This window comes from Pseudomonas sp. FSO-7 (assembly GCF_059579345.1).
Map to the genome: position 1 here is coordinate 1,125,034 of NZ_CM184193.1, position 22,938 is coordinate 1,147,971.

Consider the following 22,938-nt stretch of genomic DNA (forward strand, 5'->3'; position numbering starts at 1 on the left):
CTGCCGCTATCGGTATAACGATTTTCACCGATCCATCGATTAGCTTTGCAATACGGTTGCTTTCCGGCAATTAATTGGCAAATGCACGATAAGAGAACGTAGCGCATGGACGACCGACGATACGAAAGGCGGGCGGCGACGGTGGGAGGCGCGGCGGTGTCATCCGAACCGCCGCATATTCTGCTGATCGACGATGTTCCGGAGGATATCCGTGCGACGCTGATCCTGCTCAAGGCGCAGCCCTGGCGCATTTCCCTGGCCAGCGATGCCCACCAGGGCTACCAGCGGGCATTGGCCTTGCGTCCGGATTTGATCGTGCTGGATGTGCACATGCCGCACATGAACGGTTTCAGCCTGTGCCGGCTGTTGCGCGAGGCCCCGACGACCCGGCACACGCCGATCCTGTTCCTGTCTTCGGCCAACAGCTCAATCGAGCGCCTGGAAGGCCTGACCGTGGGCGGCGTCGATTACATCCCCAAGTCCTGTGCGCCCGAAGAAGTGCTGGCGCGTATCAAGATCCACCTGCAATTGACCTGGCGCGCGCCGCCCACCGGCCAAGCCAGCCCGGCCGATCCGGAGCCGGAGGGCGATGAGATCGTCCTGCGCGCCGCGATGCGACTGATCGAGCAACACCTCGATGACATGCCTTCCCTGGTCCAACTGGCGCAAAAAGTCGGCACCCACGAGAAACGCCTCTCGCGGATCTTTCGCGAGCACCTGGGGCTGACCGTGTTCGCGTACATTCGCGACGCGCGATTGCGGCGCGGCCAGGATCTGCTCTGTGAAAGCGCCATGAGCGTGCAGGACGTTGCCGAACTGGTGGGCTTTCGCAACGCTTGCAACTTCACCACGGCCTTCCGCCAGCGAATCGGCATGACGCCCGGCCAGTTTCGCCAGCAAGCCTCGGGTATCCCCGAAACCGAGTCGGCTGGGCGCGCCTGATGCGGCTTCTACAGTTTTTATTGCTGACGATAGCGTTGTTATCCACAGGCCTGCTACACGCCGCGCCTGTGGATATCTGCCGGGCTGACCACCTGGACTTGATGCCCGAGATACAGTTTTTCGAAGACACCCAGGCCAGCCTGAGCCTGGAAGACGTCGCGCAACTGCCCGAAACGCGCTTCGCCGCCGCCACCCCAAGCTGGCCGACTCAAGGCTACAGCCGCTCCGCCTTCTGGTTGAAAGTGCCGCTCACCAATTCAAGCGCTGTGGCGTGTTCGCGCCTGCTGGTGATCGGGGCGCCGCGCCTGGAAGACATCCGCGTCTACCAACCGGGGCGTGTTGCCCACGGCGGAGCCGCCTATCCCTTGGTCGAATGGCTCCAGCCGGCGGCGCGTCAGCCGGCGTTCCCGGTTTCGTTGGCGGCAGGGGAGAGCGTTACGGTGTTCGTCCGCGTGGCGAGCAATTTCCAGATGTTGCTGGAACCGGAACTGTGGTCCGAGCCGGTGCTGCTGCGCAGTCAGCAACAGACTTACCTGAGCGACGGACTGACCCTCGGCATTGTCCTGCTGGTCGTCCCGTTCGGCCTCATCGTCGGCTGGATCCTGCGCTCCCGACTGCTCACCGTGAACGCGGGCGCGGTGCTGAGCTACATCCTGCTGACCTGCATCATCAACGGTTACCTGATCTACTGGCCTTCGGCGCTGGGCTGGACCCGCGAGCTGCTGGTCTGTGCCAGCGCGATCTCGTTCGTGCTGTTCCTGGCCTACTTCCGCGTGCTGTTGCAGGTTTCCCGGCTGCCCAAAGTCATCGGCTGGAGCTATTGGGTGCCGCTGTTGGGCTGTGTCTGCGGCCGACTCTGGTGGCTCAAGGTCGACCCGGTCCAGGGCGCGCAGATCGTCCAGATATCCCTGTTCAGTTTTTATGGCGCGTTGCTCGCCACGCTATTGATGGCTTGGCGCAGAAGGCTCACTTACCACTGGATGGCGTGGCTGGTGCCGGCGCTATTGGTTGGGCAATTGCTGATGCGGATTTTCTTCCCGCAAGAACAACTGCCCTGGCAGTCGCCGCAAAGCAGAAACAACTTATCGTCGACCTTGCCGGGCGTGGTGTTGCTGGTGTGCACGTTGATCATGGAAGTCGCCCGCAGCCGCAACCGCGAAAGAAACGCCCTGTCCACCCTCGAACAACAACGCCAGGCCGAGCACGAACGCCTGGAAAGCACCGTGGCGCTGCGCACGTCGCAGTTGCGCGAATCCCTGGCGGCCCGCAGTGCGTTGATGGCGCGGATCAGTCATGACCTGCGCTCGCCGCTGGTGCGCATCATTGATTACGCGCGACTGCTGCACGCCGGACCCAACCGCGATTATCAAGCGACCATCGAGCGCAACGCCCGCCAGCAACTGGAATTGATCGACGAGATGCTCGAGTTTTCCCGTGGCGAGCTGGAGCAGATGCAACTGACCCTCGCGCCGGGCTACCTGTATGGCTTCCTCAAAGAGATCGCAGACGAGGCGGGTTTTCTCGCCGCGCGCCAGGGCAACACCTTCGAGGCTGTGCTGGCGGATGACCTGCCGCCACTGGTAGAGGCCGACTTCAAACGCCTCCGGCAGATCCTCATGAACCTCCTGGCCAACGCGGCGAAATTCACCCGCCACGGCCAGATCCGCTTCGAAGTGAGTTGGTGTCCAGGCGTAATCCCCGACACCGTGGAACTGCGCTTCGGCGTGATCGACACTGGCATCGGCATCGACCCGCAAGAGTTCGAACAACTCCTGCAGCCGTTCCGCCGCGGCCGCAATGCCCAGCGTTACGAAGGCAGCGGGCTGGGCCTGTCCATCGTCACGCAACTGTTGGAGCGCATGGACAGCCGCCTCGAACCCCAAGCCACGGGGCAGGGCAGCCACTTCAGTTTTCGCTTGCAGCTGAAATACGCCGAGGAGCACGACCTGGAAAACGGCATCGTCGACAACAACGTCAAGCCGCTCAACGGCCAGGGCAAACACGTTCTGTTGGTGGACGACGTCGAGCAAAACAGCGAATGGCTCTATGACCTGCTGGCCGGCTACGGTTTCGACGTGAGCATGGCGGCGACCGGCGAAGACGCCTTGGCCTGCCTGGCTGAACAGTCGGTCGACCTGCTGATCAGCGACCAGATGATGCCCGGCATGGACGGCTGGGAGCTGCTGCGCCACGTGCGCGAGCGTTGGCGTCATCTGCCCGTGATGCTTTACTCAGCGGTCCCGCCACGCCGACCAGAGGACTGTCCAAAGAACCTGGCCTTCGACGCGGTATTGCTCAAGCCTGCCGACAGCCGCGAATTGCTGGCCTGCGTCAAGGCACTGGCCTGCCCGGACACAGTGCGTCGCGAAATGGCTCGGGAGTTCTAGCATGCCGGGTTTGGGGTACCGACTGCTCTTGCTCGGCAGCCTTTCGACGTTGCCTTGGGCGTCTGTCCATGGCGAGCAAGCGGCGCCCGGCGCCCTCACGCTCGACGAAACCACCGTTACCGCCCGACGTCGCGAGGAAGACCCGCAAAACGTACCGATCCCGATCAACGTCCTCTACGGCGAGCAACTGGACGAGGCCGGCCTGCATCGTCTGCAAGACATTCAGCAACGCGTGCCCGGCTTGATCGTGTCCGGCCATGACGCCCGCTACGCCGGCTTCGGCCTGCGCGGTTTCGGCGCTACCGCCTACAACGATGGCCTGGAAGGCAGCGTCGGCACCTACGTCGATGGCGTCTATCAGGCGCGCCAGGGCATGGCCTTCACCGAATTGATGGACATCGAGCGCATCGAAGTATTGCGCGGGCCGCAAGGCACTTTGTTCGGCAAGAACACCACCGCCGGCGCGCTGAACATCATCACCCGGCAACCGACGTTCCAGCCCGAAGCCAACCTCGAAGCCAGTTACGGCGAGCATGGCTTGCGTGAGTTTCGCGGGACGATTTCCGGCCCGCTGCAGGACGACGTGCTCGCCGGGCGACTGAATGTCTTCGACAGCTCCACCGATGGCGCAGTGGAAAACCTGCAAGACGGCGCCCGCCTCGGCGACGCCGACAGTCAAGGCCTGCGCGGTCAGTTGCTGTGGACGCCGACCCCGGACTTCAGCGCCCGCCTCATCGCCGACTATGCCGAGCAAAACGAAGCCGGCAACGTGCTGCTGGTCAATCACTACAGCAGCCAGACCCGCAAGCGCGCCAAATTCTTCGGCTATCCCTTGGCGGAGCCCGACCCTTACCAACGTGAAACCCGGATCGACGCGCCAGGTCATCCGCAAACCCTGCAGAACGGCGTGTCACTGGAATTGAACTGGGACCTCGACGAGGCCATGCGCTTCACCAGCATCACCGCCTACCGCGACTGGGACTACCGCGCCACCCGCGATACCGACAGCACCGCGCTGTCGGTGATCCAATCCGAAACCGAGCTGGGCCACCGCCAGTTCAGCCAGGAATGGCGCCTGTCCGGCACGGCCGGCTCGTCCATCGACTATGTCGCCGGGCTCTACTACCTGCGCCAACAGCTCGACCGCGGGATCGATACCGAATTCGGCAAGGACGCCGCGCCCTGGTTCGTTGGCGATCAACTGGAGCAATTGAAAAAACTCTATGGCATCACCTTCACCAATCCGAAGCAGGTGCCGGTCGTGCTGCTGGACGGCGCCCGGCAACGCTATGACGGCGAACAGAAGGGCGACAGCCGAGCCATTTTCGGCCAGCTTTCCTGGCGCCCGATTGACCCGCTGGAACTCACCGGTGGCCTGCGCTACAGCCAAGAGCGCAAGAACGCCTGGATCTCCCGCGACGCCAGCAACCTCGCCCCGCTGACCGGCTTGCCAGCCGTGTTCCAGTCGGGTGGACAATTGCTGCGGGACATTGCCCTCGGCGGTGGTTATTACCGCGAGGACTCGATTGAAGAAGACAACGTCTCCAGCCTCGTCAGCGCCAGCTACCGCTTCAGCGATGCGGTGATGGGTTACGTCAGCTGGTCGCGGGGCTACAAGGCCGGCGGCATCAACTTCGACGTGGTCGGCCCGTTCACCGCGCCCACCTTCGAACCGGAGCGGGCCACGTCCCTGGAACTGGGCATGAAAACGCGCTTCTGGGATGAGCGCGCGTTGCTCGACCTCGCCGTCTACCAGACCGACGTCGACAACTACCAGGCGCTCACCTACAGCCCACCCACCTCGCTGTTCGCACCACCGCTGCGGGACAACCTGATCAACGTCGGCAAAGTCCGCCTGCGCGGCATCGAACTCGATTCCGCCTGGCAACTCACCCCCCGACTCACCGGGCGCCTGGGCCTGGCCTGGAGCGATGCGCGCTACCGCAGCTTCCCCAACGCACCGTGCCCACCAGAGTCGGGCCAATGGACCTGCGACCTCAGCGGCGAACGCCTCTACAACGCGCCGGAATGGAACCTCAGCAGCGGCCTCGACCACACCCATCCGCTGCCCTACGGCCTGGAAGCCTACAGCGGCATCGACTACAGCTTCCGCACCGGCTACTCCGGCACCCTCGAAGGCGGCGAAGGCAGCTATCAACCCAGCTACGGCCTCGCCAATTTGCGCCTGGGCCTGCGCAGCCAGGACCGCGCCTGGGAAGTGGAAGGCTGGGTGCGCAACGTCTTCGATCGCCAGTACATCACCGCCGTGTATTCACTGCTCGGCTCCGGCGACTACGGCGTCATGACCGGCAGCGAACGAACCGTCGGCACCACCGTCAGGCTTCGCTATTGAGGGAAATAAACCGCGTCGGACAAAACGCCAAACGATTACCGCCGGCCTTTTTCGACAGGTACATCGCCTGATCGGCTTTACTGATCAGCCCATCGACTTCATGCCCATGCTCAGGATAAAACGCCACCCCGATACTCGCGGCAATCTCCACCGTCTGCGCACCAATCAAAATAGGCGCATTGGCCGCCGCCAGCATCCGCTTGAGCAACGGCTCGCTGTCCTCCACCGCCTGCAAGCCCACCAGCCCCGCGACAAACTCATCACCCCCCAGCCGCGCCAACGTATCGCCCTCACGCAACGTCGCATTGATCCGCGCCGCGACAATCTGCAACACCCGATCACCCCAGTCATGGCCATAACTGTCGTTCAGCGCCTTGAACCCATCCAGGTCAATAAACGCGATCGCCACCTTCTGCTGATGAATACGCGCCTTGCCCAACGCCTGACGCATCCGCTCGGCCAACAACAACCGATTGGGCAACTGCGTGAGCGCGTCATACCGCGCATCACGCTCCAGCAACTGCAGCCGCTGCTTCATCTGCGTCATATCGCCGAGCAGCGCCACATAGTGCTGAACATTGCCGTGCCGGTCATGCACCGCACTGACGCTGATCCGCGACGTCATCTCCCGACCGTCCTTGTGGCTGCTTTGGATTTCACCGGACCAATGCCCGTGAAAATCCAACGCGTTTTTCATCGGCGCATAAAACGCCGTGAGCCGACGGACCATGCGATGGGCGTTCAACTCGCGGCCCTCTATCTCTTCCTGCCCGTAACCGGTGAGCCGGGTGAAGGCCTCGTTCACGGCGATGACCCGGCCAAAGGGGTCGACCAGGATGATGCCTTCGCGGGCGTGGCTGAACACGGTGGCGGCCAGCTCTGGGCAGACGGTGTTGAGGCGACGGTCCTGCGTGGCTTCGTCACGGGTGGTTGGCCATGTATTGGAATCGAAGCCTTGTTGGGCCAGGTAGCCGGCCAGGGAGGACAGCGCCTTGTGCAGGCGGGTCAGGGTATGTGTGGCGAGCCTGGAGTTGAGGCAATAGCTCCGGATGAAGGTGCGTAGGTTCATGGGGGTACACGGTGCTCGGTTGTAGCGGTAGGGGGTGAGTGAAGGGGGCATTATCGAGGTGGGGATGGGTGGGGGCGTTTGCTGGAGCGGATGGGGGCTTTGCGGGAGGGGATGGAATGGAAAGATTTTTTGCGCGTGTCAGGTAGGGCTGTCAGACATTGGGCGGTAGCGGCTTACCAGCCGACGTCGCCTTGCGCCTTTGCCTACAACTACGCCAGAATCCGCCGGCTTGTTCGCCTGGGGTTGCGTCGGTAGTTTGGGGCCTGTCACTGCTCATCAGTGATCGGGTTTAGCAGCTCGCGGTGAAACAGGTTGTGCAAGGCGTCATCCAGTCGGGATTCCCATCCTGCACTTGATGGTGGCTGTGCGCAGGGCGTCCCCGGACGCGCCGGTTTCTTGTTTCCCCGGTCTGCTAACCTGCGTACAGCTGCCTCCCATCGTTTAGCAGCGAGCGGGTGATGGCTCCAATGACAGGAAGCAAGACGATGGCAAAAGATACGCCGAATCCCCCTGATACGAACGAACACGTCTCCCGTGCTCAGTCTGCCCGCAACAAGAAAATCGATGACGCTGCCACGCGAGCGTTGGATTTTTACCTGAAACCCAAGCCTAAGGGCGAAACGTCTGACAAGTCTGACTCCATTTTACGGATTGATCCGGGGGTTGATTCTGAGTGTTTGCTGGCGAATCTCAGTGAGAACCTGGCTTCGGTGAACGCGATGATCAGTGATTTGGCGTTTGATCTGGATGGGTCGAGGCGGCGTGTTGCGTTGGGGATTTTGCAGGTGATTGAGGTGAGTGAGCTGTTGGCGAATCGGGCTTTGGATATTGTTGAGGTGAGGTAGATTTGGCGGGTAACTCTACCTCTGGTAAAAAAGGTCTTGCTTTGCAAGATCTTTTTTACTTATAGATAAATAAAATCTCCCCCTGAGCTGGCTTTAGATCAAATTTTGATCTGGATCCTGCGCCCGCTTCCAAGATTGCGCCATCGATTGTTCGGATACGGAAGAGTTGAAGCGCAGTACCTATGCTACCTGCCTTATCGCTTAGCTCTATCATGGTGTATTGAATGCAGGAAGCTAGTATCCCGGCGTTCCGTCTGCCTCTAGAGGAAAGTCATCTCTTACTTGCTCGTATAGAATTACTCGTTCACCATCGTTTTTTGTTCGCATGACGCGAGTGGCGAATGTCCATTGCTCAGCACCTGTCCTTTTGAACCTTAGCTCCTGAAGAAATATCCCATTGCTCGCTGTGTAGTAAATATTGAAGCGGCGACGTTTTCCTGTCAGGGGGGCGACAAAACATCGATGGATCATGTCTTTGAATAATGTTCCAATTGATATGTCGGATTTGGCGAGTTGTAACCAATCAGGATATTCAGATGAGGCATCCAGGTCACATACACGAGCACTGAGGTTAAGTAGGTGGTGTTCGCCTTTATGAATAGCAATCCAGGTGGCGTCGTCCGCCATTACCGTCATGTAGCAAAAGCTATCCCCACCAGTGATGTGGTTGAGTAATTCTTGCGTCTCGGTCTCTATTTTGTTCACCAAACCAACCAGTCGTTCCTCTAATAGCTGCAGATGGTTTTCTACTCCCGCCTGCTTTTTTATCCTAAAAATTTGACCGGTTAACCAACTTGCAAGGAAAAATGCGGGCCCAAAGGCTCCCATGAAAGTCTTTAGGGTAAATGTGCCACCCCAAACCACATAGGTTGTCCAGCCGCCGGCAACAAAGCCAGGAATCCAGAATTCCTTAATTAGTTGTTTCCAAGTTTTCTTCCACATTTTCAAAGCTCCTTAGAAACTTCGGCTGATCTTTCGGGTGGTACAGATCAATAATTTTTCCCTAGGGCGCCGTTTTGGGGGAAGGCTGATTTTTGGATCGGCGAAGTAGATTTTTTTTCTGCATGGTAAATGTTTATCTATTTGTACTTGTCGTGGGTGTGCGGATGTAATTTTGAGGGCGGCTCATTCTTAGCTGTTTTTTGGTACGGCTCTATAATGTCCATATTCAGTCCTTTGGATTTTTATTGAGATCAATGTGAATAAGTAAATTATCCCAAAGGCCCCTGTTAAAGCTACGGTTAGGGGGAATGGCCCCCACAGATTTTGGATTAATCCAGTGCTTTTCTGTGCTGAGAAAACTAAACAGATTAAAGACGTGACGAAACCCAAGATCGATATTGTCATAGAGCACTCCCGCTCGAATTTGTCTTGAGTAGGTGCTCCTCCAGTAAATGCACGAGGAGTTTCTCGTAAGCAAGCAGCCCAGATTGAAAGACAAAAAAACGAAAAAGCTGGGAGCTCCAAACTGATATTTGGCGTTGGCGTGGAGAAGGTTATGATAAATACCCATATTAGAACTGGCATTAACGTTAAAAGAACTTCATAACTTGCCCAAGTAGATGATCGAATAATTATCTGAGCTCTTGAATTGCTTGGCTCGATTTGTTTGGTTGGTGTGGCCACTTCAGATTCCTTCAGGACTGGATGAAATTGATGCCTTTAATAACATGTCAACTTTTTAAGTTGATTTTGTATGGGTCAATCGTAGAAAAGGCTCTCACTCGGAAAGTGCTCGGATGATATCAAAATGATGCGCCTGTCGGGAATGCTTATGATGTGCTGATCTACAAGGAAATTCGAGAAAAATTAGGCTCTTGGTTCTCGGATCCTGCTCCTCATGGTGGCCTACCAGTCGACGAGAAACGGCCTTAAGCACGGGCCCACAGCTGTGCGCAGTACGCCCTCGGACGCGTCACCGCTGTCTTAAGATGGTAAAGCAATTGGTCAATCCCCTAACGTCCAGTAGTGGAAGTTTTCTGTCGTTTCGATAGATGCTTATACCTCCTCGACGGCTGTATCTGGGGTTGCTTCAAGGTCATCACTCTCGCCATTATCACGGCTATACTCACCGGCCTCATCTCCCTCATCGAACCTGTAACTCTTTGGCACAGGTGCTTGGTCATCCTCAGTTGGGCTGTAGAAGCCCTTTTTGATTTTTTTCATGTAACCTTTTGAATAGAATGTGCCCATCGCATTAGCGAAGATCTTTCTCCACTCTACTAAAGAAACGTATTCCAGCCCTTTGAAACGTCTATAAATTTCGTCAGCGAGGGCATTTGCCTCCATGATGCTACCCGGCTTATGAGTAGCAATCCTGGCTTGAACGAAAGCAAAGGCAATTAGATAAGATTTTCGCCCCGACGGAAATTGGACTTTTAGCACGTTCGAACGCATTTTGTTTCGCTCCGCACGGAATAGAGCGGCAGCTGCGGCAATATTTAATGACAGGTCTGGTTGTAACTCGCGAATACGGTCCTTAGGCAGTTCTCCGGACACCACTCCATCCATTAAGCGTATTTTATCTATGATATCTTCATGGGGATATGGTGTTCTGTCCGTTGCTGTTATACACAATGTACAAGTATTTTTGGTGATGTCAGTGTGTGGTGTTAGGCCTCCGCACGCTTCGCAGGAGTAGAAAAACAAGTTCTGTGGATAGTACGAATCTGGCGAAATTGACGGATCAATTCTGGCTAAATAAAACCTTGAGATAGCATTTGTCGGCCAAAAATATATCGGTTGAGGCAGGTTTTGCGACAGATAGGTGATCCACATATTCACTATTGGCTGGTCGTCGTCCCCCTCTATCAGCCAAGCTTGCCAGGATTCAGCCCAAGAGATGTTAAGGCTTGCAAGATTGAGCGATATCCTTTCGGTGCAACGGGAAATGATATTGTCTATACGCAGTTTGTTTTTTTCTTCCTGCAAGATCGCTTGGTTTTTAGGGAGGCTTTTGAGCCTCGATCGAAATACTTCTTTTCCTGACCAGTAGTGACTACCAGCATTGTAAATTGCTATGCATTTCGACGTTGCCCGAGAATAGGCGCTAAATAACTCTGCGGTGTCAAGTAGGTCCGCACCCAGTATTAATATGATAGGTGCTTCCAAACCACGGAATTTAGCGATTGCCTCACAACGTGGACGCTCTTTTACTATATAGTCGATGTAATGCCGGGGAACAAAACTAGCCATTAGAATTACAATATCTTCAGGTGAAACGCCGCCATCAATGAGATTTTTCCTAATCGCAGATGCTTCCTCGCATGGATTTGCGGTAATTATCTCTATGGCGGTGTCGTGCTCCAACGTCCTAGGCGTCGAATGTTGAAGCTTAGGGGGCACAACCTCTTCGAGTATGCTCGTGACCGCCTTTGGCATTCGCAGAATGATCGTTAGCGGAAAAGGCTCCACGTCGAGCAGCTCGCTGAGGCCCTTCAGGGGAATGGTCCCACGCTCATACGGGAACACCTGTGTTTCGTCGCAGAAAAATGCTTTGGGTTTATTGTGGAACCAGATAGCTAGCGTCTCGCACCAGGACGGGGTGAGGGCTTGAGACTCGTCGACAAGTAGTGCGTTGTAATCGGCCATGAGCCCTTGATCAATGGCATCCTTCAGATCGAGCTCGCATTGCTGCCTATACCACTCATCTCCCTTTCCTGCTTCGCTGGTACGGCCCAAGGCATTAAATGCCTGTCCACATAGGCTGTGCCAAGTCATCACGTCGCAGCCTTTCGAGTCGGCGAGCTGGGTGCGAACATACTCCGTGAGCTTGTTGTTGAACGAGACCACAAGCACTTTCTTTCTCTGGGCGGCCAGTCTCCGAGCAGTTTCAATTACGATCAGTGTTTTGCCGGTTCCAGGCCAGCCGGTAACGAGGGACGTCTGTTTTTTTAATACCCCCGTTACGACCTTGTTCTGTTCCTCGGTCAGCTGTAGCCAAAGCTTGTTATCGAACAAGATGCGACTGGCCCATCCGGGTTCGCCGTTGATTGTAGGGGTGAGAAATTCTATGAGGGCCGCGACACGAGCTTCGCCCAACTCGAAATTTCCCAGTGTGGTTTTCCAGTAGTCCATCAGCTCGACGACACGCTGCGTAACGTTCGGCATCTCTCGATAATCGATGTAGAGCGGCTGTGGAGGATTGGCAGATGTGTCGTACATTCCTGGCGTTGTAGGCTTTCCTGCAAAATCGGAGTCAGGAAAAATAAATCCGTAGCCGATCCGGAATCGAAGTGACGGATCGGACCCCAACCACCTGGCGATTCCGTGCACATTGTTTCGGGTCTGGCCGATGGGGTCGATGGCGTAGTTCTTGTGGAGGTGTACAAACCGATTGTTGTTAACGCTGTACTTGCCGCTCTTCACTTCAAGGACTAGCAGCCCTTTTTCCGGATGGATGATCAAAAAATCGATCTCTCCAGTTGGCTTGGCTTTCGGGTCAACCTTACGCATAGCGGAGCAGAGCCAGGGAAGGCTGTGGATAACGACATAGTCATCTGGTAGCTCCGTCTGGAAGACGGTGTAAAGATTTCGTTCGCCCTTGCTGTCGGTGTCGCAAGGACCGCGGTCAGGAATCATCCTTGCCATCAATGCAGTGCCTTCTACTGATTTAACTCAATACCGCTGGTGCACTTCGGACGCATAGAGCCTCCGTGCTGAGCGGTACTCAAACGTTTGATTGGGGTTACTCGCGAACTTGCATCCAGTCGAAGAAGTCTTCGGAGGCGAAGCCGACGCTACAGTTGGCCTCGAACCGTTCGTTGATTCTGACGAGAATCATCCGCTGAGCTTCGTCTGGTGAGGTCGGAAAGAATGCTCCGCCAGGTTCACTGTGCATGAAAAAATCGCCGAGCTTTGCTCCGCAGTGCTCGCAGTGATTCATCATGTAACGGCTGTCAGCCGTTCTACTGTAGGCGTGCTTGAACCTGTCGGTGAAGCGGCGAATCTGCTTTACGACCTGAGGGGCGAGGCTGTCCACGTTGGAGACGGTTCCACGATACCCGTGGCACTTCCATTCTCCGAGATTGCTCGTGAGCGTGAAACCTTCGTCTTCATCTTCCACGTAATCAAATTCTTCGTGCTCTTCGGCCAGTTTAAACGAAAATACGCAGGTCCAATTGGAGCAACTCCAGCACTCGGATACTGACTCCATCACGTAATAGTAAGGCGCTCTGACGTGAAACTCCGGTTCGTGCTCTAGATCGGAATGCTCTGTCACCGGCAGCCATCGAGCCAATGGGCCTAACTCGACGCCCTCGGGGACGTACCAGGTCTTCAGGTTTGGGTCCCAACGGGCGCCCAATGATTTTGCTTCGTCTTTCTGTGAGAACGGGACAATCAGACTGATCCTTGCCATTTTTGCATCCGTACGTATTGATAAATCACCAACCGCCAGAGCCTATGCTAGAGGCTTCTGGCCTAATCCGGGCAACCAGTATCCCAGAAAAGCGCGGCTTATCAGTAGAGCCCGGTTCGGTCCAAACGGCGGGCAAAGATAGAGGAAGCTGCGCTTGCCTTGTTGGTAGCCTTCAGCTCCGACAGCGGCAATGCCTGGAAAGGTTTCGACTTCGAGGTCATGAACCGATTGCATGAACAAGGCCTCATCAGCGATTCGGTAAACAAGCACAAGTCGATCTGGTTGACGACTGAAGGGTTGGAGCGAGGTCGTCAGATTGCCGACCGGTTATTTGGAAAAGAGCGTTTAGGGTGTACACCGCATCGTGATCGCTCGCCAGAAAGCCACGGCGAACCGTGTCGAAAGCCTGCTTCAGCTAATGCCTCGTTTAGCGATCACCCTGTCGTCAGCACAACCCGGCCAAACCTGGCGTTCTTATCCTGCGGCGCAACCGCCAATAAGTGATCGAGGCGAATCTCCTGGCGGCCGTCCGTGGTTTCGACTTCTAGAAACTCTTCCCGCGTGGAAGCGGTTCTCGTGGTGATCGCACGGGCTGTCAGGCGTTGGCCGTCAGTCAGCTCGATATCCAGCGTGTAGCCGCACAGGCAGGCAATCTCCAGGTAGTCGTGCAGGTCGCAGTGCAACGGTTTATAGGTACTCATCTCATGCCTCGTCTCTTTCGGGATAAATCTCAAACGTGTTGGATGGGCGGGTGACTAGTCGGTTTTTTTACCAACTGGTTCGGTACCGGAATGCAATTTGATAGTCGAATTTTTCTGGTTGGATTGGATGCTCAAAGAAGGGCTGGATGATAGGTATCCATTCGGCGCGCACATCAAAGCCCCCATCATATATTTCTGGTTCGCTTTCCAGATTCAACGCCGAGATTACCGATACGTCATCTCCCATGTCGTTCGAATATTCTTTGCCTTCACCCAACTCGGTTTTTCTGTCGTACCAATCCAATCTTAGTTTTAAGCCCATCGAGTCCTCACAAATATTTTTTGATGTTGCGGTTTTTCCTGGCCGGACCTACTTGCACACCCGTCTCGTGATCGAACGCGCCTAAATGACTTCCGTCGCTTGCGCGATATGCCTCTAGCTCTCCATGTCTGGAGTCCCATTCATAAATGGTCCTTCCTTTAGGATCAGCCCACCGTTCTCTAAGTCCTGCCCCTGCTTGTTTTGGTGTTTTCTTTTTTACCGATTTTAGATTTGGAAAACCGGTAATTTCTTCGGTTTCTGGGGCTGGATGATAGTCATGGTCGGCGTTACCGCTTCGCCTGACAGAGACCACGACATAAAGCGGCCGAACCCCCGAATCCGCCGGAAACACCAGAATGAAATCCTTGTACTCCGGCGGATAGATCGGGTTGACGATGATGCTGTCGGCCATCGGCGTCGGCGGATAGATCCAAATAGGCGGTGCCTGGGGCGCCGCTTCCAGAGCGGGGATGCCGAGGGTGTCGGACGGGTTGATGGCTGGCGTCCAGATCAGTTCGATGCCGTCACCCAAGTCGGCGATGAACTGATCGGCTCGCGACGTGAACTGAACAACATCAACCATTTCCCAATCGGGATGCTGGCCGGTGTAGAAACCGTAGCCCTTGAGGCTGCCATCGGCCTGTTGCTCGACGCTCAAGCGCATGCGGCTGCGGGCTTGCTTGAGGTCGCGTAGCTGGTCTTCGCTGTAAAGCGCGCTGTCGCCCAGGCTGGAGGGCCAGAGCAGGGCGACGATGCCTGTCAGCAGGGCAGCGCCGACGGTTCCGCCGGCAGCGGCAACCGTGGAAGTTGCCGAACCGCCCAGCGCGAGCCTGCCCAAGGTAGCGGGAACCGCGCCCGCACCAATCCTCTTGAGGGGGATGGCGCCGGATGGGTCTGCACTCCGACCGCCCAGCCACATGAGATCGCCGTACTGCTTGACCAGATCCGCCGGGACGTAGCCGTTGGGATTGCTGTAATCGATGATGCCGTTGGGGAGCTTGCAGCTCTTGGCAAACACACTTCCGGTTACGCTGGACAACGACTTGTTATCCACCGTGGCCCAGCGCGCTTGTTCGTGGGCTGTTTGTCGGGCAAGCATGGCTTCATAAGTCTGCTGTAGGGCGTCGCGCTCGGCCAGTTCACTGGCGCTCATGTCCCTATAGGTGAGGTGATGCCCGTCGCCGCCGGGCGGGTTTCGAACCTGGGGGATGTCTTTTTTGCGTGTCGCCACGTAGTGAATCTCGTCCGCTAAATGCAGGACAGACGCTAACGCGGGAAGGGAGGGGCGCGATGTAGGAGGTTTCTTGAAGTGGTCGTTCCGGTTTCCTCAATTCAGGTAGGGCTGACTATTGAGGGACGGAACAATCTGAAGCGTCAGCCGGGGCTGTCAGTCGTTGGGCAACCGCAACCCGCCAGCCGACGTCGCCTTGCGCCTTTGCCTACAACTACGCCAGAATCCGCCGGCTTGTTCGCCTTGGGTTGCGTCGGTAGTTTGGAACCTGTCACTGCTCATCAGTGATCGGGTTTAGTCGCCCGTCGTTGCTAAGTCGCTCAAGCGTCCATCAGTCAGGTATCCCCATCCCTGCACTCGATGGTGGCTGTGCGCAGGGCGCCCTTGGGCGCGCCGATCCCTTAGCTCGTCGGTCGACTAACCTGCGTACAGCTGCCTCCCAATCGTTTAGTCGCGAGCGGGAAGTAGCCTCAACCAAAGAGAGCTAAGGCTATGGTCAAAATTACACCGAATCCTCCAGTTACAGATGGACCCTGTCCTGTTTAAAGAACATCCCGCAAGTAGTCCTTGAGAATGACAGCCGGAGCATAAAGCCCCTCCATCGTTTGCACGGTGCTGAAGTCTGCAGCCAACCGCCCCAACTCTCGACCCAACACGGTATCCACCCCGCCAACCACCCCCAGCGCCAAATCCAAGCACCGACCAATCTCGGCCTGAATCCCTGCCACATCCCCCCGCCGCACCAACAACCCAAAAACCTCCCGATCACAGCCTCCCATCAACGGATCATCCCGCAGGATCGGGCTGTGGCCCTCTGTCTCATAAGCCAGCTTGAGGGAGTAAAGAGCGACCGTTTCCAGCAGCAATTCCATGGGGTGAAATCCTTAGTGACTGGGTGAGGAGGGTGGGGTGGAGTTGGGTTGGTGGGTTATGTCTTGGCGGTGGCAACTTGGAGTATCGGTGAGGATGGTGACTGCTTTGTGAGCGCTTCGCGCTCAAGCGGGAGCAAGCTCCCTCGCCACAGTAGTTCTCTGCCACAGGTTCTTCTCTACCACCGGTTCTCCCTTGACCCCAGGTTCTTCCTCGTCATGGGGTTGGCTATGGGGCGCCGCTTCGCGGCCCAGCGGGGATAAATCCCCTCGCCACAAAGGGACCCCTCGCCATAAAAGGGGATCGGGGATTGGTTGGGATCGGCATTAGCCCCGGCCAACCCACTTTCCTACAGACGAAAAAAAAGACCTTGAATTTCAAGGTCTTTCTTTAAGATGGTGCCCCGAGGGAGACTCGAACTCCCACTCCTTTCGAAAACGGATTTTGAATCCGCCGCGTCTACCAATTCCGCCATCAGGGCTCAATGGCGGCGAAGTATAGAGAGGTGCCTACCGTTGGTCAATCACGTTTCATGGTGAATTTTTGATATTTCCGCTAGACTTTCCGGCCCTGCTAGACGAACCCCATCATGCGTGTTGCTGACTTTACCTTCGAACTCCCGGATTCGCTGATCGCTCGCCACCCTCTGGCCGAGCGTCGCGCCAGTCGACTGTTGACCCTGGACGGGGTCAGCGGTGCCATGGCTCACCGTCAATTCACTGATTTGCTTGAGCATTTGCGCCCGGGCGATTTGATGGTGTTCAACAATACCCGGGTGATTCCGGCGCGGTTGTTTGGCCAGAAGGCCTCCGGCGGCAAGCTGGAGATTCTGGTGGAGCGGGTGCTGGACAGTCACCGTGTGCTGGCCCATGTGCGCTCCAGCAAGTCGCCCAAGCCGGGTTCGTCGATTTTGATCGACGGCGGCGGTGAGGCGGTGATGGTGGCGCGGCATGACGCGTTGTTCGAGCTGGAATTTGCCGAAGAGGTGTTGCCGCTGCTCGACCGTGTCGGGCACATGCCGTTGCCTCCTTATATAGACCGCCCGGACGAAGGTTCGGACCGCGAGCGTTATCAGACCGTGTACGCCGAGCGCCTGGGGGCGGTGGCGGCGCCGACGGCGGGGCTGCATTTTGATCAGCCGTTGCTGGAGGCGATTGCTGCCAAGGGCGTGGAAACGGCGTTCGTGACGCTGCACGTCGGCGCCGGTACGTTTCAGCCGGTGCGTGTGGAGCGTATCGAAGACCACCACATGCACAACGAATGGCTCGAAGTGAGCCAGGAAGTGGTCGATGCCGTGGCGGCCTGTCGCGCGCGCGGTGGTCGGGTGGTGGCGGTGGGGACCACCAGCGTGCGGTCCCTGGAAAGTGCCGCACGCGATGGCGTGCTCAAGCCGTTCAGTGGCGACACCGACATCTTTATCTACCCGGGCCGGCCGTTCCATGTGGTCGATGCCCTGGTCACCAATTTTCATTTGCCCGAATCCACGCTGTTGATGCTGGTTTCGGCGTTCGCCGGTTATCCCGAAGCCATGGCCGCCTACAAGGCCGCCGTCGAGCATGGATACCGCTTTTTCAGCTACGGTGATGCGATGTTCATCACCCGTAACCCCGCGCCACGCGGACCCGAGGAAACAGTATGAGTCGCACCTGTCGCATGTCCTTCGAGTTGCTCGCCACCGATGGCAAGGCTCGTCGCGGTCGTCTGACCTTCCCCCGCGGTACCGTGGAAACCCCAGCGTTCATGCCGGTGGGCACCTACGGCACGGTCAAGGGCATGCTGCCGCGTGACATCGAGGCGATTGGCGCGGAGATCATCCTCGGCAACACCTTCCACCTGTGGCTGCGCCCGGGCATGGAAGTGATCAAGGCCCACGGTGACTTGCACGATTTCATGCAGTGGAAGGGCCCGATCCTGACCGACTCCGGCGGTTTCCAGGTGTTCAGCCTCGGTGCGATGCGCAAGATCAAGGAGGAGGGCGTGACCTTCGCTTCTCCGGTGGATGGTTCCAAGGTGTTCATGGGCCCGGAAGAGTCGATGCAGGTACAACGCGACCTGGGCTCGGACATCGTGATGATCTTCGACGAATGCACGCCGTACCCGGCTGATGAAGATGTGGCGCGGGTGTCCATGGAGCTGTCGTTGCGCTGGGCCCAGCGTTCGAAGAACGCCCATGGCGAGAACACCGCGGCGCTGTTCGGCATCGTCCAGGGCGGCATGCACCGCGACCTGCGCATGCGCTCCCTCGAAGGCCTGGACAAGATCGGCTTCGACGGCCTGGCGATTGGCGGCCTGTCGGTGGGCGAACCCAAGCACGAGATGATCAAGGTGCTCGATTACCTGCCGGGCGAAATGCCCGCTGACAAACCTCGTTACCTTATGGGCGTTGGCAAACCGGAAGATCTGGTTGAGGGTGTGCGCCGCGGTGTGGACATGTTCGATTGCGTGATGCCAACCCGTAATGCCCGCAATGGGCATCTGTTCATCGACACTGGTGTGCTGAAGATCCGTAACGCGTTCCATCGCCATGATGATTCGCCGCTGGATCCGACGTGCGATTGCTACACCTGCCAGAACTTCTCCCGCGCTTATCTGCATCATTTGGACAAGTGCGGCGAAATGCTCGGCAGTATGCTCAATACCATCCACAATTTGCGCCATTATCAGGTGCTTATGGCTGGTTTGCGCGAGGCTATCCAACAGGGTACATTGGCCGCCTTTGTCGAGGCCTTCTATGCCAAGCGCGGGTTGCCTGTTCCGCCTTTGGACTGAGTTTTCCGATCCCTAGATTCAATACTTGCAACTGGAGTGCTAAATGAGCTTTTTTATCTCTAATGCCATGGCTGACGCGGCTGCACCTGCTGCTGCCGGCCCTATGGGCGGTGGTTTCGAGTGGATTTTCCTGGTCGGCTTCCTGGTCATCTTCTACCTGATGATCTGGCGTCCACAGGCCAAGCGCGCCAAAGAGCAGAAGAACCTGCTGAGCAGCTTGCAGAAGGGCGATGAAGTGGTCACCACCGGCGGCATCGCTGGCAAGATCACCAAAGTGGCTGATGACTTCGTGGTACTGGAAGTGTCCGACACTGTTGAAATGAAGTTCCAGAAGGGCGCTATCGCGGCCACGCTGCCAAAAGGCACGCTGAAAGCGATCTAAGTAACAACTTCTATTCAATCGACGGGGCGCGCAAGGCGCCCCGCGTCATAAGCGGGCGGCGTGATGCTGAACAAATACCCTCTGTGGAAATATGTACTGATCCTGGCGGTGCTGGCGGTCGGTCTGATTTATTCCGCTCCCAATCTATACCCGGATGACCCGGCCATTCAGGTCAGTGGCGCAAGCACTGCGCTGCAGGTCACCCAGGCCGATCTGGACCGTGCGAGCGCTGCGCTCAAGGCGTCCAATATCGAGGTCAAGGCTGCGTCCATCGCCGAAAACGGCAAGGGCGGCCTGTTGCGCCTGGTCAAGTCTGAAGACCAGTTGCCAGCCAAGGACGTGGTACGCAAGGCGTTGGGCGACGATTACGTGGTGGCCCTGAACCTGGCCCAGACCACTCCGCAATGGCTGCGCAAGCTCGGCGCGCATCCGATGAAGCTGGGCCTGGACTTGTCCGGCGGTGTGCACTTCCTGCTGGAAGTGGACATGGAAAAAGCCCTCGACGCGCGGATGAAAGTCTACGAAGGCGACGTCAAGAGTTTGTTGCGCAAAGAGCGCCTGCGTTATCGCAGCCTGCCGCCACTCGACGGTGCCATTCAGTTGGGCTTCAGCGATGAAGATACCCGCGAGCAGGCCCGTGCACTGATCCGCAAGAACTTCAATGATTTCGACATTGTGCCGGCCGACCTCAATGGTCAGGCGGTGCTGCGTCTGGCGATGACCCCGGCCAAGCTGGCGGAAATCCGCGAATACTCCATCAAGCAGAACTTGACCACGGTGCGTAACCGCGTCAACGAGCTGGGTGTGGCCGAGCCGATCGTGCAGCGCCAGGGCGCCAACCGCATCGTGGTTGAGCTGCCAGGCGTGCAGGACACCGCCGAAGCCAAGCGTATCCTTGGCAAGACCGCCAACCTGGAGTTCCGCCTGGCTGCTGAGCCGGGTGCGTCCAAGGCCACTTCCGAGAGCTTCGAGTTCCGTGAAGGCGGTCGTCCGGCGGCGCAGATCGAGCGTGGCCTGATCATCACCGGTGACCAGGTGACCGACGCCCAGGCGGGCTTCGACGAGCAGGGTCGCCCACAGGTGAACATTCGTCTGGACGGCCACGGCGGCGAACTGATGAGTCGCGCCACGCGCAGCAACGTCGGTCGCAGCATGGCGGTGATCTTCATCGAGCAGAAGCCGACCACCACCTACACCAAGCAAGTGGTCAACGGTGTCGAGAAAGACGTACCGGTACAGACCTTCAAGGAAGAGAAGAAGATCATCAGCCTGGCGACCATCCAGTCGCCGCTGGGCAGCCAGTTCCGCATCACTGGCCTGAACGGCCAGGGCGAATCTTCGGAACTGGCCCTGCTGCTGCGTGCCGGTGGTCTGGCCGCGCCGATGTACTTCGCTGAAGAGCGCACCATTGGCCCGAGCCTGGGTGCCGACAACATCACCAAGGGTATCGATGCTTCGCTGTGGGGCATGTTGTTTGTGTCGCTGTTCATCATCGCCATCTACCGCTTCTTCGGCCTGATCGCCACGGTTGCGCTGGCGGTGAACATGGTGCTGCTGCTGGCCCTGATGTCCTTGCTGGGCGCCACGCTGACCCTGCCGGGTATCGCCGGTATCGTGTTGACCATGGGTATGGCGGTGGACGCCAACGTGCTGATCTTCTCGCGGATACGTGAAGAGATCGCCGCGGGCATGTCGATCCAGCGGGCAATCAACGAAGGCTTCGGCCGGGCATTCACCGCGATTCTCGACTCCAACCTGACCACGTTGCTGGTCGGCGGGATTCTCTTTGCCATGGGCACCGGCCCGGTCAAGGGCTTCGCAGTGACCATGTCCCTCGGGATCTTTACCTCGATGTTCACAGCCATCATGGTGACCCGCGCAATGGTCAACCTGATCTTTGGCGGTCGTGACTTCAAGAAGTTGTGGATTTAAGGGGCTGCCATGTTACGTACAATCAACTTCATGGGCGTTCGCAATATTGCGTTCGGCGTCACATTGTTCCTTACCGTCCTGGCGTTGTTCAGCTGGGCCACCAAGGGCCTGAACTACGGCTTGGACTTCACCGGCGGTACGCTCATCGAGCTGACCTACGAGCGTCCGGCCGACGTCACCAAGGTGCGAGAGCAACTGGCGACCTCGGGCTACAGCGATGCCATCGTGCAGAGCTTTGGCGCCACGACTGACCTGTTGGTGCGCATGCCAGGTGAAGACCCGCAATTGGGTCACCAGGTCGCCGAAGCCTTGCAGAAGGCCGGCGGCGACAACCCGGCCCAGGTCAAGCGCGTCGAGTTCGTCGGCCCGCAGGTGGGTGAAGAGCTGCGCGACCAGGGCGGCCTCGGCATGCTGCTGGCGCTGGGCGGCGTGATGCTCTACCTGGCGTTCCGCTTCCAGTGGAAGTTCGCGGTGGGCGCGATTGTCTCGCTGATTCACGACGTGATCGTGACCGTGGGCATCCTGTCGTTCTTCCAGATCACCTTCGACTTGACGGTGCTGGCGGCGGTGCTGGCGATCATCGGCTACTCGCTCAACGACACCATCGTGGTGTTCGACCGGGTGCGTGAAAACTTCCGGGTGCTGCGCAAGGCCTCCTTGGTCGAGAACATCAACATCTCGACCACCCAGACCCTGCTGCGGACCATGGCGACATCGATCTCCACCTTGCTGGCGATTGCCGCGCTGCTGGTGTTTGGCGGCGACAACCTGTTCGGTTTCTCCATCGCGCTGTTCATCGGTGTGATGGCGGGTACCTACTCGTCGATCTACATCGCCAACGTGGTGTTGATCTGGCTGAACCTGAGCTCCGAGGATCTGATTCCTCCTGCGGCCACTGACACGGAAGTGGACGACCGCCCATAAGGCTCGTCGCTCCGTCCGTCACAGCAGAAAAGGCGCGAGTTGAACTCGCGCCTTTTTTTGTGCTCCAAGGCTGGGAGAAGCGCGGATTAATCCGCTTGTGATGGTCAGGAGGTTCAAGTGAACAAATCGATGCTGGTTGGTGCGGTATTGGGTGCTGTCGGTGTAACAGCCGGTGGTGCGGTCGCCACCTACAGCTTGGTAAAAAGTGGCCCTGAGTATGCGCAAGTATTGGCCGTGGAGCCGGTCAAGACCCAAATCAAGACCCCGCGTGAAGTGTGCAAGGACGTCACCGTGACTCGGCAGAAGCCAGTCCAGGACCAGCACCAGATCGCCGGCACCGTGTTGGGCGCCGTAGCGGGTGGCCTGCTGGGTAACCAGATCGGCGGCGGCACCGGCAAGAAAATCGCCACCGTGGCGGGTGCGGCCGGTGGTGGTTATGCCGGTAACAAGATTCAGGAAGGCATGCAGGAACGCGACACCTACACCACCACCCAAACTCGCTGCAATACGGTCAATGACATCAGCGACAAGGTTGTAGGCTACGACGTTCGTTACATGCTCGACGGCAAAGAAGGCAAAGTCCGCATGGACCGCGACCCGGGCAACCAGATCCCGGTGAGCAAGGAAGGCCAACTGATCCTGGGCCAGAACGAACCGGCTCAGTGATCCAACCGCTATAAAAAAAGCACCTTTCGGGGTGCTTTTTTTGCGCCCGCATTTTATGGCCCGTCTAGACCCCTGTGGGAGCTGCAGTGGACACAAATCTTGTTTCCGGCCCAAATCCCCTGTGGGAGCGAGCTTGCTCGCGATAGCGGTGGTTCAGCCTGCATCCATGCTCAGGTGTCATCCATT

General features: G+C 57.6%; 19 protein-coding genes and 1 tRNA gene. 11 read left to right on the plus strand and 9 right to left on the minus strand.

Annotated elements, in window-relative coordinates:
• Positions 1-105: 105 nt before the first annotated feature.
• Genes AC515T_RS04765 through AC515T_RS04775 form a run of 3 tightly spaced genes read left to right on the plus strand, consistent with a single transcriptional unit; the run spans position 106 to position 5,682 of the window.
• Positions 106-942, plus strand: a complete 837-nt coding sequence (locus tag AC515T_RS04765; protein ID WP_496531619.1) for a helix-turn-helix domain-containing protein — start codon at positions 106-108, stop codon at positions 940-942.
• Entirely contained in the window at positions 942-3,329 is a 2,388-nt protein-coding gene (locus tag AC515T_RS04770) for a hybrid sensor histidine kinase/response regulator (protein ID WP_496531620.1), read from the plus strand. Before AC515T_RS04765 ends, AC515T_RS04770 begins: the two co-directional genes overlap by 1 nt.
• A 1-nt stretch (position 3,330) precedes the next feature.
• Positions 3,331-5,682 carry a TonB-dependent receptor gene (locus AC515T_RS04775; protein ID WP_496531621.1) on the plus strand — a complete coding sequence of 784 codons (2,352 nt, stop codon included), beginning with the start codon at positions 3,331-3,333 and terminating at the stop codon, positions 5,680-5,682.
• Here the strand turns inward: AC515T_RS04775 and AC515T_RS04780 are convergent.
• Entirely contained in the window at positions 5,666-6,751 is a 1,086-nt protein-coding gene (locus tag AC515T_RS04780; RefSeq protein WP_496531622.1) for a diguanylate cyclase domain-containing protein, read from the minus strand. The two genes, AC515T_RS04775 and AC515T_RS04780, sit on opposite strands and share 17 nt — an antisense overlap.
• 485 nt (positions 6,752-7,236) lie before the next feature.
• Here AC515T_RS04780 and AC515T_RS04785 point away from each other — a divergent pair, with 485 nt between their 5' ends.
• Positions 7,237-7,596 carry a DUF6124 family protein gene (locus AC515T_RS04785; protein ID WP_496531623.1) on the plus strand — a complete coding sequence of 120 codons (360 nt, stop codon included), beginning with the start codon at positions 7,237-7,239 and terminating at the stop codon, positions 7,594-7,596.
• Between the two features lie 234 nt (positions 7,597-7,830).
• Here AC515T_RS04785 and AC515T_RS04790 read toward each other — a convergent pair whose 3' ends face one another.
• The 3 genes from AC515T_RS04790 to AC515T_RS04800 form a co-directional block, all read right to left on the minus strand.
• Complete coding sequence (locus AC515T_RS04790; RefSeq protein ID WP_496531624.1) at positions 7,831-8,538, minus strand: hypothetical protein; 708 nt, start codon at positions 8,536-8,538, stop codon at positions 7,831-7,833.
• A 1,056-nt stretch (positions 8,539-9,594) separates the two neighbouring features.
• Entirely contained in the window at positions 9,595-12,186 is a 2,592-nt protein-coding gene (locus AC515T_RS04795; RefSeq protein ID WP_496531625.1) for an AAA family ATPase, read from the minus strand.
• A gap of 97 nt (positions 12,187-12,283) precedes the next feature.
• A complete protein-coding gene (locus AC515T_RS04800; protein WP_496531626.1) occupies positions 12,284-12,955 on the minus strand; it encodes a DUF5710 domain-containing protein in 672 nt (223 codons plus the stop codon).
• A gap of 138 nt (positions 12,956-13,093) precedes the next feature.
• On the opposite strand from AC515T_RS04800, the gene AC515T_RS04805 reads away from it, so the two are divergent.
• Positions 13,094-13,459, plus strand: coding sequence for a DUF6429 family protein (locus AC515T_RS04805; RefSeq protein WP_496533075.1), 366 nt, complete (start codon positions 13,094-13,096; stop codon positions 13,457-13,459).
• Here AC515T_RS04805 and AC515T_RS04810 read toward each other — a convergent pair.
• From AC515T_RS04810 to AC515T_RS04830, 5 genes are all read right to left on the minus strand, one after another.
• The gene (locus tag AC515T_RS04810) at positions 13,390-13,656 is read right to left on the minus strand and encodes a Rho-binding antiterminator (protein ID WP_496531627.1); all 267 of its coding nucleotides are present in this window, start codon (positions 13,654-13,656) and stop codon (positions 13,390-13,392) included. The two genes, AC515T_RS04805 and AC515T_RS04810, sit on opposite strands and share 70 nt — an antisense overlap.
• Positions 13,657-13,723: 67 nt before the next feature.
• Positions 13,724-13,978: a colicin E3-like toxin immunity protein gene (locus AC515T_RS04815; RefSeq protein WP_496531628.1), complete on the minus strand. Its 255-nt coding sequence runs from the start codon at positions 13,976-13,978 to the stop codon at positions 13,724-13,726.
• Positions 13,979-13,985: 7 nt separating this feature from the next.
• A complete protein-coding gene (locus tag AC515T_RS04820) occupies positions 13,986-15,209 on the minus strand; it encodes a colicin E3/pyocin S6 family cytotoxin (protein ID WP_496531629.1) in 1,224 nt (407 codons plus the stop codon).
• 542 nt (positions 15,210-15,751) lie between these two features.
• Positions 15,752-16,081 carry a hypothetical protein gene (locus AC515T_RS04825; RefSeq protein ID WP_496531630.1) on the minus strand — a complete coding sequence of 110 codons (330 nt, stop codon included), beginning with the start codon at positions 16,079-16,081 and terminating at the stop codon, positions 15,752-15,754.
• A 394-nt stretch (positions 16,082-16,475) separates the two neighbouring features.
• Positions 16,476-16,560, minus strand: a tRNA-Leu gene (locus AC515T_RS04830).
• A gap of 108 nt (positions 16,561-16,668) precedes the next feature.
• On the opposite strand from AC515T_RS04830, the gene queA reads away from it, so the two are divergent.
• From queA to AC515T_RS04860, 6 genes are all read left to right on the plus strand, one after another.
• A complete protein-coding gene (queA, locus tag AC515T_RS04835; RefSeq protein ID WP_025211994.1) occupies positions 16,669-17,718 on the plus strand; it encodes a tRNA preQ1(34) S-adenosylmethionine ribosyltransferase-isomerase QueA in 1,050 nt (349 codons plus the stop codon).
• A 14-nt stretch (positions 17,719-17,732) separates the two neighbouring features.
• Positions 17,733-18,848 carry a tRNA guanosine(34) transglycosylase Tgt gene (gene tgt / locus AC515T_RS04840; protein ID WP_161951757.1) on the plus strand — a complete coding sequence of 372 codons (1,116 nt, stop codon included), beginning with the start codon at positions 17,733-17,735 and terminating at the stop codon, positions 18,846-18,848.
• A gap of 43 nt (positions 18,849-18,891) precedes the next feature.
• Positions 18,892-19,230, plus strand: a complete 339-nt coding sequence (gene yajC / locus AC515T_RS04845; protein ID WP_007916913.1) for a preprotein translocase subunit YajC — start codon at positions 18,892-18,894, stop codon at positions 19,228-19,230.
• Positions 19,231-19,293: 63 nt separating this feature from the next.
• Positions 19,294-21,162, plus strand: coding sequence for a protein translocase subunit SecD (secD, locus tag AC515T_RS04850; protein WP_496531631.1), 1,869 nt, complete (start codon positions 19,294-19,296; stop codon positions 21,160-21,162).
• A gap of 9 nt (positions 21,163-21,171) precedes the next feature.
• Positions 21,172-22,086 carry a protein translocase subunit SecF gene (gene secF, locus AC515T_RS04855; protein ID WP_496531632.1) on the plus strand — a complete coding sequence of 305 codons (915 nt, stop codon included), beginning with the start codon at positions 21,172-21,174 and terminating at the stop codon, positions 22,084-22,086.
• Between the two features lie 117 nt (positions 22,087-22,203).
• Complete coding sequence (locus AC515T_RS04860; RefSeq protein ID WP_014336691.1) at positions 22,204-22,752, plus strand: glycine zipper 2TM domain-containing protein; 549 nt, start codon at positions 22,204-22,206, stop codon at positions 22,750-22,752.
• Positions 22,753-22,938: the final 186 nt, after the last annotated feature.

What these genes read in the sequence shown, in the direction of transcription:
- AC515T_RS04810 (WP_496531627.1), bottom strand. Translation starts at nt 13,656, where the DNA reads ATGAGTACCTATAAACCGTTGCACTGCGACCTGCACGACTACCTGGAG.
- AC515T_RS04800 (WP_496531626.1), bottom strand. Translation starts at nt 12,955, where the DNA reads ATGGCAAGGATCAGTCTGATTGTCCCGTTCTCACAGAAAGACGAAGCA.
- AC515T_RS04785 (WP_496531623.1), top strand. Translation starts at nt 7,237, where the DNA reads ATGGCAAAAGATACGCCGAATCCCCCTGATACGAACGAACACGTCTCC.
- AC515T_RS04795 (WP_496531625.1), bottom strand. Translation starts at nt 12,186, where the DNA reads ATGGCAAGGATGATTCCTGACCGCGGTCCTTGCGACACCGACAGCAAG.
- AC515T_RS04765 (WP_496531619.1), top strand. Translation starts at nt 106, where the DNA reads ATGGACGACCGACGATACGAAAGGCGGGCGGCGACGGTGGGAGGCGCG.
- AC515T_RS04815 (WP_496531628.1), bottom strand. Translation starts at nt 13,978, where the DNA reads ATGGGCTTAAAACTAAGATTGGATTGGTACGACAGAAAAACCGAGTTG.
- AC515T_RS04790 (WP_496531624.1), bottom strand. Translation starts at nt 8,538, where the DNA reads ATGTGGAAGAAAACTTGGAAACAACTAATTAAGGAATTCTGGATTCCT.
- secF (WP_496531632.1), top strand. Translation starts at nt 21,172, where the DNA reads ATGTTACGTACAATCAACTTCATGGGCGTTCGCAATATTGCGTTCGGC.
- queA (WP_025211994.1), top strand. Translation starts at nt 16,669, where the DNA reads ATGCGTGTTGCTGACTTTACCTTCGAACTCCCGGATTCGCTGATCGCT.
- AC515T_RS04780 (WP_496531622.1), bottom strand. Translation starts at nt 6,751, where the DNA reads ATGAACCTACGCACCTTCATCCGGAGCTATTGCCTCAACTCCAGGCTC.
- yajC (WP_007916913.1), top strand. Translation starts at nt 18,892, where the DNA reads ATGAGCTTTTTTATCTCTAATGCCATGGCTGACGCGGCTGCACCTGCT.
- AC515T_RS04770 (WP_496531620.1), top strand. Translation starts at nt 942, where the DNA reads ATGCGGCTTCTACAGTTTTTATTGCTGACGATAGCGTTGTTATCCACA.
- tgt (WP_161951757.1), top strand. Translation starts at nt 17,733, where the DNA reads ATGTCCTTCGAGTTGCTCGCCACCGATGGCAAGGCTCGTCGCGGTCGT.
- AC515T_RS04775 (WP_496531621.1), top strand. Translation starts at nt 3,331, where the DNA reads ATGCCGGGTTTGGGGTACCGACTGCTCTTGCTCGGCAGCCTTTCGACG.
- AC515T_RS04825 (WP_496531630.1), bottom strand. Translation starts at nt 16,081, where the DNA reads ATGGAATTGCTGCTGGAAACGGTCGCTCTTTACTCCCTCAAGCTGGCT.
- secD (WP_496531631.1), top strand. Translation starts at nt 19,294, where the DNA reads ATGCTGAACAAATACCCTCTGTGGAAATATGTACTGATCCTGGCGGTG.